The 17930-nt window shown below is 41.8% G+C and carries 13 protein-coding genes; 3 read left to right on the forward strand and 10 right to left on the reverse strand.

Translation table 11 applies throughout. The features are described from left to right. Positions 1 to 23: 23 nt before the first annotated feature. The 5 genes from CDC37_RS17170 to CDC37_RS17195 all read right to left on the reverse strand — a co-directional run bounded on the left by CDC37_RS17170 (position 24) and on the right by CDC37_RS17195 (position 7397). Complete coding sequence (locus tag CDC37_RS17170; RefSeq protein WP_096623485.1) at positions 24 to 557, reverse strand: peptidoglycan-binding domain-containing protein; 534 nt, start codon at positions 555 to 557, stop codon at positions 24 to 26. Positions 558 to 759: 202 nt separating this feature from the next. Continuing rightward, positions 760 to 2334 carry a photosynthetic/respiratory NAD(P)H-quinone oxidoreductase subunit D1 gene (ndhD1, locus tag CDC37_RS17175; protein WP_096623487.1) on the reverse strand — a complete coding sequence of 525 codons (1575 nt, stop codon included), beginning with the start codon at positions 2332 to 2334 and terminating at the stop codon, positions 760 to 762. A gap of 550 nt (positions 2335 to 2884) precedes the next feature. After that, complete coding sequence (locus CDC37_RS17180) at positions 2885 to 3346, reverse strand: SRPBCC family protein (RefSeq protein WP_096623489.1); 462 nt, start codon at positions 3344 to 3346, stop codon at positions 2885 to 2887. Between the two features lie 503 nt (positions 3347 to 3849). Continuing rightward, on the reverse strand, positions 3850 to 5457 hold the full coding sequence (locus CDC37_RS17190; RefSeq protein ID WP_231943096.1) for a N,N-dimethylformamidase beta subunit family domain-containing protein: 1608 nt from the start codon (positions 5455 to 5457) through the stop codon (positions 3850 to 3852). A gap of 218 nt (positions 5458 to 5675) precedes the next feature. After that, positions 5676 to 7397 (reverse strand): Rqc2 family fibronectin-binding protein, encoded by a 1722-nt coding sequence (locus CDC37_RS17195; RefSeq protein WP_096623495.1) that lies wholly within the window; start codon positions 7395 to 7397, stop codon positions 5676 to 5678. A gap of 657 nt (positions 7398 to 8054) precedes the next feature. On the opposite strand from CDC37_RS17195, the gene CDC37_RS17200 reads away from it, so the two are divergent. Further along, positions 8055 to 8726: a peptidoglycan-binding domain-containing protein gene (locus tag CDC37_RS17200; protein WP_231943097.1), complete on the forward strand. Its 672-nt coding sequence runs from the start codon at positions 8055 to 8057 to the stop codon at positions 8724 to 8726. A gap of 295 nt (positions 8727 to 9021) precedes the next feature. Here the strand turns inward: CDC37_RS17200 and CDC37_RS17210 are convergent, their stop codons facing one another. The 3 genes from CDC37_RS17210 to CDC37_RS17220 form a co-directional block, all read right to left on the reverse strand. Then, positions 9022 to 10299, reverse strand: coding sequence for an ABC transporter substrate-binding protein (locus tag CDC37_RS17210; RefSeq protein ID WP_096623499.1), 1278 nt, complete (start codon positions 10297 to 10299; stop codon positions 9022 to 9024). A 336-nt stretch (positions 10300 to 10635) separates the two neighbouring features. After that, positions 10636 to 11910, reverse strand: coding sequence for a glycosyltransferase family 4 protein (locus CDC37_RS17215; RefSeq protein WP_096623501.1), 1275 nt, complete (start codon positions 11908 to 11910; stop codon positions 10636 to 10638). A 1008-nt stretch (positions 11911 to 12918) separates the two neighbouring features. Next, positions 12919 to 13395, reverse strand: a complete 477-nt coding sequence (locus CDC37_RS17220; protein ID WP_096623503.1) for a peptidoglycan-binding domain-containing protein — start codon at positions 13393 to 13395, stop codon at positions 12919 to 12921. A gap of 839 nt (positions 13396 to 14234) precedes the next feature. On the opposite strand from CDC37_RS17220, the gene CDC37_RS17225 reads away from it, so the two are divergent. Then, positions 14235 to 14552, forward strand: coding sequence for an RNA recognition motif domain-containing protein (locus CDC37_RS17225; RefSeq protein WP_096623505.1), 318 nt, complete (start codon positions 14235 to 14237; stop codon positions 14550 to 14552). Positions 14553 to 14641: 89 nt separating this feature from the next. Here CDC37_RS17225 and CDC37_RS17230 read toward each other — a convergent pair whose 3' ends face one another. Both CDC37_RS17230 and CDC37_RS17235 read right to left on the reverse strand, forming a co-directional pair. Next, complete coding sequence (locus CDC37_RS17230) at positions 14642 to 15535, reverse strand: HEAT repeat domain-containing protein (RefSeq protein WP_096623507.1); 894 nt, start codon at positions 15533 to 15535, stop codon at positions 14642 to 14644. Between the two features lie 301 nt (positions 15536 to 15836). Next, positions 15837 to 16064, reverse strand: coding sequence for a hypothetical protein (locus tag CDC37_RS17235; RefSeq protein ID WP_096623509.1), 228 nt, complete (start codon positions 16062 to 16064; stop codon positions 15837 to 15839). Positions 16065 to 16616: 552 nt separating this feature from the next. On the opposite strand from CDC37_RS17235, the gene CDC37_RS17240 reads away from it, so the two are divergent. Continuing rightward, complete coding sequence (locus CDC37_RS17240; protein WP_096623511.1) at positions 16617 to 17888, forward strand: HEAT repeat domain-containing protein; 1272 nt, start codon at positions 16617 to 16619, stop codon at positions 17886 to 17888. Positions 17889 to 17930 lie beyond the last annotated feature (42 nt).

Genomic DNA, 17930 nt, shown 5'->3' on the forward strand with positions numbered 1-17930 from the left:
AAATAGTACCCTGGAGTTGATTATCAACAGCCACAACCATAATAATTACATTGACAACCATCTACATGGCTATCAAGTTTAATCAGCGTATTCCAAGTGTTTACACCAATGACTCCATCAGCAGTTAAACGGTGGTGCTTTTGAAAAGCAATCACAGCCTTAGCCATCTCCTTCCCATCGATTTGATTAATTACACCTTGGTAAAAACCGCAATCGTAGAGAACTTTTTGGACTAATTTAACTTGGGCGATCGCATCCCCGCTTGCAGGAAGACCTGGGAAGGCTAAAACTGGTAGACTTTTAGCACCATCACAGATAAAGTTCCAGGTTGCACCATCAGTAATTCCCGTGACCTTTAAAAATCCTAGACATTGCAAGTATTTAACAGCAACTTCCGTCTTTTGACCGAAAATACCATCCACCTCTACTGACTGGGAATAGGTATAGATAGATGCCAATCGTTGATTTAAACGTTTTTGCATCTCCTTTACATCTTGACCGCGATCGCCGATTCTGAGGGTCGGTCTAAATAGGGGACACTCAATAGTAGTAGTCATATCGTTAATTTCTCCGTAGCGATGATTAATTACGCAATTTAACTACCATCAAGCCAAGGGAAATTTCTGAACTGACTTGAGTACCCTTTGGGGTAATATTTTGTGTGTTGTCGAAAGATTTAAATATCAAAAAAGATAGGCTTTATGCCTATCTTTTTTCATCGGATTATAGAATTATGGTTTTTATACCTGTTGGCAAAACCTACTCAGCAATTTCTGGAGCGCTCATCGATACTGCATGTATTTCTTTGCGTTGGGCAATTGTTGGTACGGAATCCCGCAACCTTTCCGTTAACTGAACAGTCGTCGAATCGTAAATTTGGGTTAGTATTTTGGGATACAAGCCAATACCAATAATTGGTACAAGGAGACAAGCAATAATAAATACTTCGCGAGGCTCCGCATCAATGAGTTTTTGGTGAGCGATTAATTCTTGGTTTTCCTCACCGTAGAAAATCTCACGCAGCATCGACAGCAGGTAAATTGGAGTTAAAATGACTCCCACAGCCATCAACGCAACCACGATAATTCGGAAAGTGGGACTATAGGCATCACTATTGGCAAATCCGACAAATACCATCAACTCTGCCACAAATCCACTCATTCCTGGTAAAGCCAAGGAAGCCAAAGAACAGGTGGTAAACATGGCAAAAATTTTCCCCATCCGCTTACCAACCCCACCCATTTCATCCAGCATGAGGGTGTGAGTGCGGTCATAGGTTGCACCGACCAAAAAGAATAAACTTGCACCAATCAATCCGTGGGACACCATTTGCAGGACAGCTCCACTTAATCCTAAATCTGTAAAAGAGGCTATCCCAATCAAAACAAACCCCATGTGGGAAATTGAGGAATAGGCAATTTTACGCTTCAGGTTACGTTGAGCAAAGGAAGTCAGAGCTGCATAGATAATATTTACAACCCCCAAAATCACCAATATTGGTGCAAAATAGGCATGGGCATCTGGCAACATCCCCGCATTCATCCGAATTAGGGCATAACCACCCATTTTCAAGAGAATACCAGCCAATAACATGTGAACAGGGGCTGTCGCTTCACCATGTGCGTCTGGAAGCCAAGTATGTAAAGGGATGATTGGCAACTTAACCGCATAGGCAATCAAAAATGCTGCATACAGCAACATTTGGAAATTCAGCGCGTAATCTTTCAGCGCTAAAGATTGCATATCAAAGGTGACATTATCGCCATAGAAAGCCATCGTTAACGCTGCAACGAGGATAAATAGCGAACCACCGGCTGTATAAAGAATAAATTTGGTAGCAGCGTACTGACGTTTTTTTCCACCCCAAATTGCCAAGAGTAAATATACCGGAATTAATTCTAGTTCCCAAACCAGGAAGAATAGCAACATATCCTGAACCGCGAACACGGCAATTTGTCCACCGTACATCGCCAAAATCAGGAAGTAAAAGAGTTTTGGTTTCAGGGTGACAGGCCAAGCTGCTAAAATCGCTAGGGTCGTTATAAACCCGGTGAGGATAATCAGTGGCATGGATAAGCCATCTGCACCCACTGACCAGTTTAAGTCCAGTTGGGGAACCCAGGGATAGCTTTCGACCAGCTGTAGGTTGGGATTAGAGAAATCGTACCCAGTGTAAAACGCGCCAATAATGAGCGCAAAATCTATTAGCCCAACGATAAGTGAATACCAACGCACGGTTCTCCCATCGCGGTCAGGGATGATGGGAACAAATAAAGCCGCCACAATTGGCAACAGGATTATCGTCGTCAGCCACGGGAAATTAGCTGTATTCATCGATATTTTTTGGTAACGAATAATGAATGTCGCCTTACATCCACTATCTCTTTTAGTAGCAGTTTTTGACGGATTTGGTCAGTTTTGTTATGTTGATTTAACAAAAATCAAAAAATGTAACACTCTCGTTTTATTTGTGACCACAGAAAGTAAAAAAATGTGAATAAAGGCTACAAAAGTTTCGAGGGAGTGGGGAATAGGGAGTAGTGAGTTTGAGGATATTTATTTTCTGTCTTCAATCGCTCAATTCCCAGTTAAACGAATATACAAAATATATGGTAATCCTATCCCAGTAGTGAAAATATCGGTTTTATCGGTTTTAATTGTACCCTGTGGGAAACTGGTGACTGTCAACGCTTAACAGTCAACGACCCTGTACCATAGACCCAATACCATAATACCTATCTAAGATTTCACAATTCATTAGACATCTCCAATAAAGCAACTCACATCCTTGTATATTAAGGGCTAATATATAATTTCTGGAGATGTCTATTTGGGTTGTTATGTAATGCATCAAAGCAACAATACTTTTCACCACCTGCTCCCGTTAACCTTGAAGGGGAAGGGATTCACACTCTTGCTTGGTGACGTTGTGACGATAGCGAAACATGGCCTCTAATTGAAGATTGATTAACCAACCACTGAAGAATTCTACCGCATCTCCTCCAGGCATTTTGAAGGATATGGCATCAGTTAATCGGGTTTTGTTGCCTTCCGATTGGAAAATATGCTCATGTCGCCAATATTCAAAGGGTCCAGAAACCTGTTCGTCCACAAATCGACGATATTCTTCCCATTCAGTATGTTTGGCAACCCAAGTTAAAGGTAATGCCCCTAAGAACAGGCGAAATTCCGTAATTGCACCGACATTTAATCCTCCTTCTCGACGAATTACCTGTACTGGTTGCCAAGGGGGTGTAAGTATTTTCAGGACATCTGGACGCTCATGGAATTTCCATACGACTTCGACGGGTGCATCAATTAACGATGAATACTTGAATTGCAGCATTAATCAATATCAACTACTATCAATCACTAAAATTGATTATGCATGATTTGCAAATCCGGGGACGAGATGATATTTTACATGGTTGGGGTTTGCGGTAAAAGTATCTTCGTGAGGGTTGGGAGTCGGGAGTCGGGAGTCGGGAGTCGGAAAAGAAAAAACTTTTCAAGTCTATGGAATTTTGAAGCGCAACCGCAGGTTATACCGTTTGACTTGGGAGTGGATACATTTAGGAAAGCTTTTGGGAGCAGGGGAAGAAAATGTATCAAAATTTGAGTTAAATGGTGTTATATCGATTCCCTTGTACTTTGAAATAAATGAAACTAGAATAATCAACGGTTACAGCCCCTGATATGTAGCAAGCATTAGCGTAAACAATATTACGTCAACAGAAATCAAATATGCATTCAATACTACTAATATTTATAGCAACTTGGTATGAATTTGTATGAATTTGCGATCGCAATTCCAAAATCCAATATTACAAGCTAGCAACAATCCCCCTTCTAACGGCTAATTAATTTGGCTAAAATATTTTTGGTAATCACTTCCGCATCCTGACTAATTACCGATGGACGTAACTGGGGTACATTGTAATCATCTAATCCCCAACTCCATTGAATCGTTCCAGTTGCCAATACGGTTGCACCAGATGGTACTGTATACACCGTCATATCCGAGTATCTGGTTCGTCCACGGTAACGGTAGGGGGAATGGGCTATACGGATAGTATTTGGAGGTGCATTGCCGAACATGCGATCAACTTCGTATCCCAATAAACCTTTGAGTCGGAGTTTTTGTTGGGGATTACCATCTAACTGGGTATGGGTAATCAACCAATGGGGTGCAGTTTGCTCGATAATAATATCATCGTTGACCTGGAAGGTTTCGTACATGACTCCAATTAAGGCATCTTCGGGACGATCAACGGGTTTGTTCCGCCATTTTGTGGTGACTAGATAATCGTTGCTGGGGTCGGAATCACGGAAAACTGGGTCTAGAGCATAGGCTTCTTTGTAGGAGGTAATGACTCGATTTGGAGCTTTATTCACCGGACTTGGTTCAAAGCGAATTTGCCAATAGCAAGTATTGGCAGAAAAGAAACCCAAACTCAAACCCTTAGATAAAGCTTTTTCTAGATTATTCCGCATTCGCCATGACCAATATTCATCGTGTCCGACCGATAGAAATGCCTGGTGATTTTGCAAGATATTTTTACCCGTAAACACATTCAGTTTATTTTCATGGGTGTCTACATCGGTACAATAGCTGACATCATAGCCATTTTTTTCTAACCACCGGACAAAATTGTATTCCCATCCAGCACTGGAAGTACGTCTGTGTGGTTGAAAATTGGTGAGGAATTCCCCAGCACCAACTCCATAGTCAGCAACAGGATTGGGACTGGTGGTATAGGGACGGTTAAAGGAAACTTTGCTGGCTTGTTTTCCACGACTGTTCCAGCGATAGAGGGACATTCCCCCCCAATTATTATAGGCTTGAAAGGTGGTGACACTGGATTGGAATAAAATATCCGATGGACGTTCATCATCGCGGATCACAAAGATGATATAGCTTTGTTTACCGGTGTTTGCAGCTGTGAGTTTGGCTAGATAAAATCCACTTGTCCAGGTGAGATTTATTTGGGGATTAATCGTAGTTTTTAATCTAAATGGGTCTTGCCAATCACATTCAATCAATCCAGTTTTTTGGTCGATAATGGGGGGTGGTTGTTGTATTCCTGGACGATTAATGGCAGGTATAATTAATCGTGCGCCGTCGCCATTATACCAACCCATGCGATAAATTTCGATTGTATAATAGGGGGCTTTAGTATTTACAAATAGTTGAATTTCTTCACCCCGATTAATGCTGGTTGCGGATGCATAGCCTTCAATTTCGCGGTTACGAGCGGGATTCTGTAATTTCCAGTTAGTTGTCCCTGGTAATTTATTTTCTTGAATAATCGGATTATTTAAGTTAGATATGGATAATTCCAGGGCTAGGGCTGGTGGAATGTTAACTAAAAAGGAAAGAATTAGACTGAGGATAAAGGTGATAAATGCACCCCCAATCATCAATAATGTTTTATAACCTGGCTCGGTTAATAGCATGGGAAAATCTGGATATTAACTTTGGGGCATTGTGGAATTTTGTGATGAATTATGATGATTTACATTTTGGTTTTCATCCAAAATTTATGTAGACGTAGCAATGCCACGTTTTGACATGGTGTAAAATTTGAAATTCATATTTGTTTGTATTCCGCAATGCCAAATTTGGGCTTAGTTTCATTATTGATTGTTTCAGGAAACATTCTTGAAACCAAAGATTAAATGTTACAAACTGCTGGTTTTCCCCAGAGAATCCGTTCCTGTTTATAAATGGCGATTCCTGGTTTAGCTCCCTTCGGTTTATACACATGTTTTGGCTCCGTATAAATAACTGGAACCTGTTCACTTTGGCGAGCGCGACTATAGTAAGCGGCAAGATTAGCGGTATACTGTAAATCAACCTCATCCGCAATGGCACCTGGTTCTAAACGGAGTAAAACGTGACTACCGGGAATTTCCTGAGCGTGGAACCAGAGGTCATAGTCCCCTGCAACACGGAAGGTCAGGTAATCATTTTGCCGGTTGTTGCGACCAATCCAGACTTCAAAACCGTTAGGTGTGCGGAAGCGGTGGAAATTGGTACTGACTTCGTTGTTGCTGCGTTGACGATATCCGGAATCTTCCAGGTATTTTTGATTAATCAGTTCGTCGCGAATTTCGGCGATCGCATCCAAATCTTCTGGTGTTTGGTAGGTATCCAGTTGGGTGATGGCTGATTCCACTTGTTCCAGATAGGCAATTTCTGCCTCCACATCCGCTAGGAGGGGTTCAACTGCAACCCGCGCTCGTTTCAGCTTTTGATGTTGTTTATAGAGCTTCTGAGCGTTTTGGACTGCGGTGAGGTCGGGTTCTAATTGGATTGTGACTGGTTGACCAGTGGCAAAATCTGCTAAAGTAATTTCCGTCATCCCCGGTTGCCACTGGTGCAAGTATGCCATGAGTAAATCTGCGTTCTGACGATAGGATTCGGCGCGATCGCTTTGGGCTAATCGTTGTTGAAAGGTTTCGGCTTTGGTGTGTAATTTTTCTAACCAGCTATGTAACTTTTGTTGTAATTGATGGCGTAATTGGAGAAAATTCTGGGCATTCAGGATATCTGTATAATATTGATTCACTAATTCCTGGGTATTTGCCGCCGATTTCACCCCTCCCCAACCCAAGACGTTATAACCATCAACCGTAGTCATGGGTGTGAAATTCCCCTCCTCTAACCTCCCTAACCATTCACACCATAATTTATATAAATTCCGCCAATCCTGGTCACTTAAAGTATCCGTAGTCACATCTAAATCCAAATTAGCTGACCGTAACATCCCCTGAATCAAAGCCGGAGATACCCCCCGATAGGTTTTTAAGAGCTGCTTTTTCCAACTACCAGGAATTAAACTAATGCGATCGCGCCAACTTTGCAGGGATTCCTCCCGACTCGGAAGCGTCAGGGTCTGAGTGGGGGGGGTTTGATACTGTTGTCCCGTTAACAAAGGACGCAGACTAGATTGATTTTGACTGACCTGGTGCGCAACCGTGATAATTTCATTTTGATGATTCGTCAAAATCACGTTACTATACTTACCCATAATTTCCACATAGACATGGTAAAGCGCTTCCTCCTGGGGACGACGCGCAAACTGTAAATCAATCACCCGTTCCCAAGCTGCAATTGACCTAATCTCCACCAAAGCTAACCCCCCCAACTGGTGAATTAACTGTTGACTAAAGGTAAATGTATCGGGTTTGCGGGGAGGTGGATTCCCAATATGTATCCGTGCTGCTTGGGGATGCCAAGATATTTCTAACCAACCACGAGATTTCATCGTCCGCAAAGCCATCGAAATCGTCATGCGATCGCTTTGGTAAACCTGTTCAACTCTCGCAGGTAGCCAATCAGTGCGCAATTCCGCACACACCGCCATTAATGTCGTATAGTCAAATGATTGCACTGGTAATTTCGATTGTCGATTTTGGATGGGAAATATTCAAGCATGGGGAATAGCCGTCATATTACACCAGAATGTATGAAAATGATTTTTCCGACTCCCGATTCCCATACATACGCGACATGTCGCGTCTCTCCTCCTCCCTCTCCATCAAACAAGGGAATGGTAAATATACATGACGGCTACTCACCATCTACTATTTTACGTTTGTTTACGTATTCGGCAATCAAAATCAATGTGTTCTTACCTGGGTGATTTTTCTACCGAGGGCATATTTTTACCAACAATGGGTAATTACTGTTACAGTTCTCCGGGCTGCACAAGAATAAAATGGCTCTTTGTTGATAAATTACCAATGACTTAGAAGATAAAACATGCATATTAAAGCACCTATCCCAGATTTACTGCAAGTACGGAATACCTAATCCAACTTCAGTTCGGATTAACATTCTGCAACATCCAAAATCAAATGATTCACCGTTAGCTTGACATTTTCAGTGAGTTAATCTCAATAAATTAGCTTATAGATTTAGTTAAAATGGACTTTTACAGTAGATTTACAGGAATTCACCGCTTTTTTAAATTAGAATGACCTACAATTCCGGAAAAGTACGTATTTTACTTGTCAATGGAATATGGGTAACTGTCAAATGAAATACCATGAGCGATTTTAGCCTGCTGATGACGGGCACTTTAGTCACAGGTCAACAGCCACCTGAACTGCTACCGACAGAATTAAGTCAGGACGTGCAAGCCCTTGCACCCCATAGTTTATCACCATCCCCAGATAAAATCACAATTGCCGCGCCAGAGTTTTTACAAATAGCTTATAAACCACCTTTACTTCCGCTACTGATTCAAACAAAGATACAAAATTTACTTCATAGACTCAGAAATGTTTTTCCTGCCCAAAAAGTGACTAATTTGACCTTAGTCAAGGATACACCATCACTAAATCCATTATCCAGGCGAAGTTCCGATTTACATCCAAATCTGAATACTCATGGGGGAATTGACCACAAAAAAGTCCAACGCTTACGTAGTCAACTGATTAGCGATGGGTCTTTGGTTTTAGCGCGATATGGTAGCACCCGTAATTCTGGTTTACCGGTTTTGCAATTTGGAACCACAGGGATATCTGTACGTGTTTTGCAACGGTTGCTAGCTTCTAATGGTTATCCCATCAGGATTGATGGGGAGTTTGGAGCTTTAACAGAAGCTGCTGTGAAAGCATTCCAAAGTCAAAGGGAAATTGTCACCGATGGAATTGTTGGACCAGTTACTTGGTCTGAATTGACGGAAAATCATACCTTCCAATCGATGTTTGATTAGTCCCCAATTCTTTTAAATTTGTCAGGGTCAGGGAGTAGTGAGTAGAAAGCGGGGAGTAGGGGTATTTTAGTTCCAGAAAGTGCAAATAAATTAAGTACATAGAAGCTCAAAAACCTTAGCTCGACTTTATCCATTTTTAAAAAACCTAAAACCCGACGCTGAAACCATTGCAAGATAGTTGTTGTAGTTTTTGGACTTGAGTGCAAATCTGTGACATGGAAAAAATCTTTGCCAAAAAACCAGGATTTTTGCCGCATCAGGAAAGCCAAGTTATTAATTTTGGATAAAGTCGAGCTTATAATTTCAAGGATTTAATCAATTTATTGGCATCATTTTGCGCTCTTTGTAAGGCTTGGGGGAGGGATTGTTGTCCTAACATGGCACTGATAAATTGATTATCAAAACTGCTAACTATGGCTGTGGGATATTCCCCAACTTGCCAAGGTGTGGCATAATCAACTCCAGCTACCAAAGGGGCACGGAGGATATCTTGATCGTAACCAAGTTTGGTGGCGACGGATTTACGGGTTGGCAGGGCAAAACCTGTTCCTGTCCATTTTTCCATTCCTTCCTTTCCTGTAAGGTAGGAAATTAATTCCCATGCTGCTTGTTTATGGTGGGATTTAGCATTCATCACGTAGGCTACCGTATACACCATCGTGGAGGGACGATTATTGATTTTCGGTAGTTCGGCTGTGGCGAAGTCGAGATGGGGAAAGGTGCTTTTGAGGTAGGGAATAGCCCAGTTTCCTTCAATTACCATTGCCACTTTACCCTGTCCAAACATTTCGCTGGGGGAGTTTGTCCCTACATCTGTTTTTTGCACGGAAGTCCGTTCTTGACGATACTGTTCAATCATACTTTTCAGCCCATTAATGCTGGCGGGAGTGTAAAATTGAGCAAAGCCTTGGGAGTTGATCACCTCTCCACCAAAGGCATTTATTTTGTATGCATGTCTGGCTAACTCCGGTACTTCACCCAAACCATATTGATCGATTTTGCCGTCGTTGTTGGTGTCGCGGGTTAGTTTTTTGGCATAGATGCGCAATTCTTCCCAGGTTTGGGGGGGTTTGTCTAAACCCACGTCTGCAAAAGCTTTTTGGTTATAAAACAGAGCTAAAGTGGAACAATCCTTGGGAAAACCGTAGATTTTACCGTGATGCTGAAAACTATTTAATAACCTAGGTTCAAAATCGCCAATTTCAAAATCTGGTGTCACATAGTCATTCAAAGGTTCCAGGACACCTTGCTGCATTAAAAACGGTGCTTCCAATGCATCCAAATAAAACACATCCGGTGCAGCATCCCCCACTAACCGGGTTTTTAACACGTCCATGTATTGATCGGCGATTACTTCATATTTGACGTGGATATGGGGATGACTAGCGCTAAAGTCCTGTAATACGGATCTGAGTAATTTCTGTTCTGCTGGACTTGCTCCCCAACCACTCAACTTAACGGTAACTATTTCCTGTTGAGGTGGATTGATGGGTAGGGGTAATTGTTGACAACCTACCACCGAAAGTGCGATCGCTAAAAATAAGCCTACAAAATTTAACACTTGTCTTCGCATCACAATCACAGCTAGACCAGAATTATCACAAAAGCTTGACTCAAAAACGCCGTATCTCAATACATTTTAGCTTGACAAAGGTTGGTTGAAACAAATTAGATTTTGTAGGGAATAGGGAACAGGAAAGAACTGACAGGTGTAGAATTTTGATAATGGAACCAAGAATCTCCGCACTTTTAGGGCAAAGAGCGTCAAATTGGGAGTAAGTAATCAATAACTGTTGATTAGCGTTTGAGTAACGGGTTGATTTCCCCTGGAGACGACCCGGTGGGTCGTCTTTACTCCCCAATCCCTAGAATTTTTCGGAATTTTCCCCAAATCCGGGTTAATTTCAACTTAACTTGCTTGTGCCATCAGTACAGGTGTTTTGACCTGGGATGCGACAAGTTGCTGATATAGATAGCTTAGTTGTTGAGCAACACCATCCCAGCTAAACTTGGTTTGTACACGTTTTTTCGCAGCCATACCCAATTTTTGACTCCAGTCTGGATTTGTCAAAATTCGGTCGATGGCATGGGCAAAAGCAGTCACATCTTGGGGTGGGGCTAATAGACCTGTTTCTTCGGGAATAACTGTATACTGTAAACCACCCACGTCGCTAGCAATCACAGGTGTTCCACTGGCCATCGCTTCAATGGCAACTAACCCAAAGGGTTCATAATGGCTGGGGACAACGCACACATCTGCGGCTGCATAGTAGGTGGGTAAAATTTCCTGACTCAGACGACCAGGGAAAGTAACGATATCCTCCATGCCTAATTCTTGCACAATTTTTTCAATGCGATCGCGCTCAATCCCGTCACTTTCTCCGGGACGACTTCCACCCCCAATAATCACCTGTAAATTACCTTGACCATAACTTGCGGATGCGTGGACAGCACGTACTAGGGTTTCGATGCCTTTGCGCTGATCAAATCTTCCCACATATAAGACTAATTTCCGATTTTGATGGATTCCCAATGTTTGCCGTGCAACTTCCCGATTAATCGCACCAAAACGTCTAATATCAGTACCGCAGGGAATAATATCGATGTTTCCCTCTAAGGATACTAACTGACGCATATGGGCTTTTTCCTGGGGACTGGTGGCCACAATTCGGTCTACTGTTTCTAGGAGTTGTTTTTCTATTTCTAACCGCTTGCTGGCAATATCTGGGATATCATTCACTGTGGCATATTTCACCGCTCCAAGGGAATGGTATGTATGCACTTGAGGACAATGAAAATATTTTTTTAGCTGCATTCCTGTCCAACCGGATAACCAATAATTGCTATGAATTAGTTGGTAGGATAAATTATTTTTCTGGGCAAAATTTAAAATCCCCTCGACGAATTCTGGTAATTTGCTAAATAAGCGATCGCGAGGAATAAATTCTAAATTTCCTGCCTGCAATCGAATCGTTCTACAGTTGGGGTGATGCTGAACTATTTCCGGTTGTTGACTGTGAATTCGCCTGGTAAACATATCCACCTGCCAACCTAATTTTGCCAGTGCTTCACCAACATTACGGACATAAACATTTTGACCACCAGCTTCTTCTTTACCAATTTCAATGGCTGGGTCGCCATGAAAAGAAATAAGAGCGATACATTGCTGATTGTGGGAAATCATATATTCAAGTGTGTCAATTGAGTTGAAAAAACATGCAAGTCCTATCAACAACAGCTAAAATTAGCTGCTGATCTGGTGACGAATATTAGAGATTTATACCTAATCCAATCGCCATCTTCATAATAATTTAACTTTGCTAATTGTCGAATATTTTTTATCAATGCCTTGTCATAAATTATGTCTATATATAAATATTAAATAGCAAAGAATGCTGAATTTATTTCACAAAATTCAGCCAAATATTCCCATGAATTTGATATTTTACACACAAATATTTAAGGTTTCACCTTATCTAACATCATGGGCTTACATATCTTCGAGAGACCTAGGGATGCTACATTTCTACGCAACGTCAAATTTTTCAATTCATACTTATATCTATTAACCCTATAAATAATCCTGCTGGTTAACCAATCAGGTACTTTACCCCCTGCAAAGCAACCTAATTCTATTTCTACAGAATTAAGTCATTGACTGTTTTGATTGACTGTAGACGAGCTGACGCAAGTAGCATAAATCACAACAGCGAGTTGTCAACACCAGTATTTACCTCTCCAAAAATAAAAACTACTGGAAACTTTTAAGAAACAATATTGAATGAAAAACTCTTTATACAAGCCTTTAACTTGATAAATGAAACCCAATGTCTAGATGAGTCACAAATTATGAAATTTAGTTAAAGTTGTACTTTATACTATAACTCGATAAACTGATAAAATGTTACATAATATACAAAATCCCCAGAAATCTGATTCTGGGGACGGGAGATATACAAATATTTGACCAAAAATTATTGTCAATAAGTACTTTATCAACCAATTATTGAAGACAGGGAATATGCTCAAACGGTGTATTTGTCGTGATAAGCTGTACAGACGCGACATGTCGCATCTCCGCCGATTTCCTACTCCCAAAAAACGATAGATTCAGTATCAAAATTGACTTTTAAAACATCCTCTCAGATTGTCGGTGACAATAATTCGGTGACAATAATAAAAATAAATTTAACTAACTTTCAACGGTGACGAAAGTTGCAACATCGCACAGTGCTTTCCAAGTTTTTGGACCGATGACACCATCTGCAACCAAATTGCGACTGCGTTGAAAATTTTTGATATTGTTTTCTAAACGAGCATCAAACACACCATTGATTTCACCGCTATATAAGCCATGCTCAGACATCACTTCCTGGACGCGTTTAACTAAATCGCTATTACTTCCGACTCGAATTACAGGTTGAACTACTGGTGCTTTCGCATACAAGCATCTCCACACATGTTCATTGGCAATCCCATCCTGTTTGAGAAAAAATTGATACTGTACCTCTTGCACAGCAAACTCAGTTTCATCTCCGAAGATACCATCAACTTGAATCCGGTCTGGTCCTGCCATCCGGGGATTGAGTAAACGCTGTAATTCCTTAACTTGCTCGCCGCGATCGCCTCGTTTTAAAGTTGGATAGTTATTTTTTGTCACCGAGTACATACTGATTGCTTATTGTTCTCATTGCTTACTCCATATGTATCGATCTCATTTGATAATATCCCGGATAAAATTATAAATCTTTAATTTTTATCTGGAGGAATTCGGATTAGTCTCGCTTGAGAATAGGGAGTTGGGAGTGGGGATGAGTTATTTACATGGTTTGGTTGTGTCCAAATGACATTGGAGACTAGTACAGGTTGGCTGAAATAAACCGAGTATTAACTTTTTATCTAGTGACCACGCTCCGCGTGGTCGCTTAGTGAGTTGAAGGCTCTGCCTTCATTCACGAAGCAGGAGCCTTGCAGATTCTGCTCCCACGCGGAGCATGGGAGCGAGGGGAAAGGTAGGTGTATTTACGCCGCGCGGTACTAGCCTTCTCCTAGAGAACTGCTTACATAAGAACCGATGAAAGTTATTTTTCCCCTATTCCCTACTCACAACTCCCTATTCCCTATAAATTTTAGGGTTTTGTCTGGAATCCGAGATTATGTGTAGACTGAAATGTTTGTGCAAAAAAGCATAATCATACCCGTAGACATCTATTCTTATAGATAGCAAAAACTTATATATAAATTCTCTTGATGATTGTTTTCCAGATAGCGATCGCCCAAATTTTAAATAATGTTAAAGAATACCTGGGATTAGGGGAGAATGCCGACCATCCAAGGGTTTCCAGGAATTGAATTGCTCAATAAAACCCTCAACACAACTAGAGAATTTGTGCTAAAGTTATATTCAGATGAATTGAATTCGGTTGGCCAGTTTGTTTTTAGTTACATTTATTACAGACTTCTCCGGATCAAAATATCTAAGCGCTCAAATTCTGGAGAAGTTATATCATGTCACTTTACGTTGGAAATTTATCCTATGAGGTTGATGAGGAAGACCTCAAGCAAGTTTTTGGTGATTACGGAACAGTTAAAAACGTTCAGATACCGAAAGACCGAGAAACGGGACGTGTCAGAGGCTTTGCCTTTGTAGAAATGAGCAGTGAGGCTGAGGAAACTGCTGCAATTGATGCATTAGATACGGCTGAGTGGATGGGACGTAGCTTGAAGGTCAACAAAGCCAAACCCAAGGAGAATAGAGGTTCCTTTGGTGGTGGTAGACGCGGTAACAATGGTGGATACTCCGGTGGTGGATATTCCCGTTATTAATATTCAAGATGTTGAACTAAAGTTTTAATTGGAATTTTATTCTCACTTTGGCGACGGTTAGCAATTTTGTCTGTTAACCGTCTTTTTAACTACCACTCCTCATCCACTGATAAGCGCTCCAGTTGACTAATTGCTAGTTTAATAACTGCTACAACAGCTGCTTCCCTTTCCTGATCGAGAGCATTTTCCAAAGCGGCGATCGCACTGGTATCACCGATTTTCATTAATGCCAAAGCTGCGGCTTTACGAGTTTCCCAATCCGCATGGGTTTGCAATAATTCAATTAGTTGGGGGACTGCGGGTTGGTATTTTAAATTACTTAAGGCGGTAGTCGCTTCACACCGCACAAAGGAAACCGGGTCATGTAAAGCCTTGATTAACACCTCATATGCGCGTTCGCTGTGGACAGGGGAACTATCCTGTTGAGCGATCGCTGCAATCGAACCGAGTACAGCAGCTCTAACTTCCGGGATGGGGGAATCTACCTCCCGATATACATATTCCTGCGCTTCCACACCGATAAACGCTAAAGCCCAAGTTGCTAAACCCTTTTCCGTTTCTGAATACTCAGGGGATGCGAGAATCTGCAACAAAGCAGGGACGGAAGCTTCTCCTACCCTGGCTAACGCACCCACACAGGAACCCTTAACAACCGTATCCTCATCCTTGAGTAGGGTTTCCACCAATACCGGAACCGCTTGGGGATCAGCAATTAAAGTCAAGGTTTTTGCACTTGCACGACGAACCACCACATTCGGATGATTGGCGATCGCATCTAATAAAAAAGGTGTCGCAGGTTTTCCCACATCCCCCAAAGCTTCCGCAAAACTTAAACGGATTAATCCCCGCTTATCCCCCAAACTCTCCACCATTTGTTGCAGAATTTGACGGTCATTGGCATTAAATTTGCCGTCGTCAAGTTGTTTACTTACAAACTCCAACAGCGCATCGGTTTCGTTTTGGTCAAGGGTGGTGGGATTCATGGGTCTAATGGTCAAGAATGGTCAACGGTCAACAGGAGGGGAGATGGCTGATATGACTAAAATTCTGAGAGGTTGTTTAAAAAGTCATTTTTAATCCTTGAATTATCGTTTCTGGGAGCAGGAAGAGACAGGACATGTCGCGTCTGTACTCTCGAAGGAAAAATCAGCCTTATAACCCCATGTCCAAAGTCAGGACGATAGTCAAAATAGTAATAATTATTACTTGACAAACATGCTCTTAGAGGCATGTTATTAACACCCCTATCTTCCGCTCCCGTGGAGACGAACTATCGGGTTGTCTCTACTCCCGATTCCCGACTCCCTCCAACTGCATACGTAGGTTTTGGATGATTGCGTCGATTTTCGCTAATTCTGGTTCCAGTTGAGCCATGACGGTTTTTTTCATCAACTTGGCTTTTTTTGCCGTTTCCATTGTTTCGTTAATTAATCTTTCCCTATACTGCTCAAACTCGGTCAGTACTTCGATGATTTCTTGATTATCAACGGTTTTTCCCATACTATCTGTCATGATATACCTACCTAATCACCTGACTAAAATCAATTTATACAGGTTATATATTTGGATTTATATGCTTTTAAGACATATACAATTCTTGCAGATTTCAGAACACTTGGCAAAGTTTTTTCCTGATGGATTTAATGCATAAAAGTGAAATTTCACGCAGGTATATTCATATTTTTTAACAGTATAATTAAACCTGGATTTCCCACAAATCCGTATTAATCGCAGGGATAGTCCGTAGAGACGACCCGGTGGGTCATCTCAGATAACCCGGTGGGTCGATCATTGATTATGAACAAGGTTAATAAAATCCGTTGACCTCTTCCTCTGTTTCCTCATATGTCCCTGTAGATTTCTTCTGATTCCGATATGAACGGAAGCCATATGATAGATTTTCTTCCCTAGTTACCCCTATTCCCTACTCCCTACCCCTCTAAGTTTCAGAGATTTGCTTCAAATGGGGGATTAATCTTGTATGCTGAACTTTAGATTCTATAATTTTTTTGGCTCTGTTACAGCCGTCGGCTAAAGAATTTTCAAGACACAACTTAGAAGGGAATGGATAAACGTTTTTATAATATATTTGGGTTAACACAGGAACAGGCGATCGCAATTATTGATACACCCATAGAAGAGATGGAAGACCCATCTGACAAATATGTGGCGGTATCATCCCTGATTAGTTTTCCGGGGGAAGCGTCTGTGGCAGCACTAATTCGGGCGATTCAAAACAGCGACCCCAATCAACTGGATCAACGGATTATTCGTCGCAAAGCAGTAGAAAGCCTCGGTCGATTACAAGCAGCATCAGCCTTGCCAGTAATTCGTACATGTTTGCAAGACAATGATATTTATACAGTGGAAAACAGTGTTTGGGCGATAGGTGAAATTGGCACCCAAGACCCAGGCATTCTAGAAGATATTGCCAAACTACTGGAAAAACCAGGACAAATCTATCGAGTTATCATCCATACACTAGCCAACGCAGATTACCGACCAGCCCTAGAGAGAATTCGTCAATTTATCCAAGCCGAAGACGAACCCACCCGTAGTGCAGCGATCGCGGCGGTTTGTCGGTTAACGGGAGATTATAGTGATATCGAGCAAATTATTGCTCTGCTGCAAAGTACTAATTTGAATGCGCGTCGGGGATGCATTCAAGATTTAATCGATTCCCTATACTATGCAGCCATCCCCAAAATAGCCCGTTGTCCAGTTTCTTTAGTGTTTCGGCTGCGAGCAATTCGACTCATGGGTCAAACAGGTATCGAAACAGGGGAAATAAGCTTTAGTGACATTCAGCCCTACCTCGAACAGGTTTTATTAGACCATCCCGACGACATGGATTTAGTCCACGAATACGACCTTGTACCCAGCCTAGAATTTTTAATCTCCGAACTATACCAAACCGACTTTGGTCGTTGTTATTTAGCGACAAAAACCCTACTGGAATCCTACCCCGAACAAACACCAACAGCCCTATTAGCCACCTACGAAGCCGCAGCCTACAACGATTATGGAGCCCATTACCACGTGATGAAACTATTTGGTCATTTCCAGTATGCACCCGCCTACGACTTATTGGTGCAAAACCTGCATAATCGCGAACCCCAATTCCAAAAATCCCGTGCAGCTTGTGCCATATCCCTCGGTCAACTTGGCGACCCGCGAGCCATACCCGAGCTGAAAGCCTGTCTAGAAACGAAAATCTGGGACTTGAAATATGCTGCCTTAATGGCGCTAGAACAGCTAGGAGACACCACCTATCGGGAAATCGCCGCTCAAGATTCCGATTGGTTGATTCGGGCTAAACTAGGGAGTGGGGAGTAGGGGATGCAGGGGATACTGGCTTGATTATATTTCTTCGCCTTG

Source organism: Calothrix sp. NIES-3974 (genome assembly GCF_002368395.1).
In the GTDB taxonomy this organism is placed as follows: Bacteria; Cyanobacteriota; Cyanobacteriia; order Cyanobacteriales; family Nostocaceae; genus NIES-3974.

Bases quoted from the DNA above. Each gene is read 5' to 3' on its own strand.
- CDC37_RS17170 (WP_096623485.1), bottom strand. From the start codon at position 557: ATGACTACTACTATTGAGTGTCCCCTATTTAGACCGACCCTCAGAATC.
- CDC37_RS17230 (WP_096623507.1), bottom strand. From the start codon at position 15,535: ATGAATCCCACCACCCTTGACCAAAACGAAACCGATGCGCTGTTGGAG.
- CDC37_RS17240 (WP_096623511.1), top strand. From the start codon at position 16,617: ATGGATAAACGTTTTTATAATATATTTGGGTTAACACAGGAACAGGCG.
- CDC37_RS17210 (WP_096623499.1), bottom strand. From the start codon at position 10,299: ATGCGAAGACAAGTGTTAAATTTTGTAGGCTTATTTTTAGCGATCGCA.
- CDC37_RS17215 (WP_096623501.1), bottom strand. From the start codon at position 11,910: ATGATTTCCCACAATCAGCAATGTATCGCTCTTATTTCTTTTCATGGC.
- CDC37_RS17180 (WP_096623489.1), bottom strand. From the start codon at position 3,346: ATGCTGCAATTCAAGTATTCATCGTTAATTGATGCACCCGTCGAAGTC.
- CDC37_RS17200 (WP_231943097.1), top strand. From the start codon at position 8,055: ATGAGCGATTTTAGCCTGCTGATGACGGGCACTTTAGTCACAGGTCAA.
- CDC37_RS17225 (WP_096623505.1), top strand. From the start codon at position 14,235: ATGTCACTTTACGTTGGAAATTTATCCTATGAGGTTGATGAGGAAGAC.
- ndhD1 (WP_096623487.1), bottom strand. From the start codon at position 2,334: ATGAATACAGCTAATTTCCCGTGGCTGACGACGATAATCCTGTTGCCA.
- CDC37_RS17220 (WP_096623503.1), bottom strand. From the start codon at position 13,395: ATGTACTCGGTGACAAAAAATAACTATCCAACTTTAAAACGAGGCGAT.
- CDC37_RS17235 (WP_096623509.1), bottom strand. From the start codon at position 16,064: ATGACAGATAGTATGGGAAAAACCGTTGATAATCAAGAAATCATCGAA.
- CDC37_RS17190 (WP_231943096.1), bottom strand. From the start codon at position 5,457: ATGCTATTAACCGAGCCAGGTTATAAAACATTATTGATGATTGGGGGT.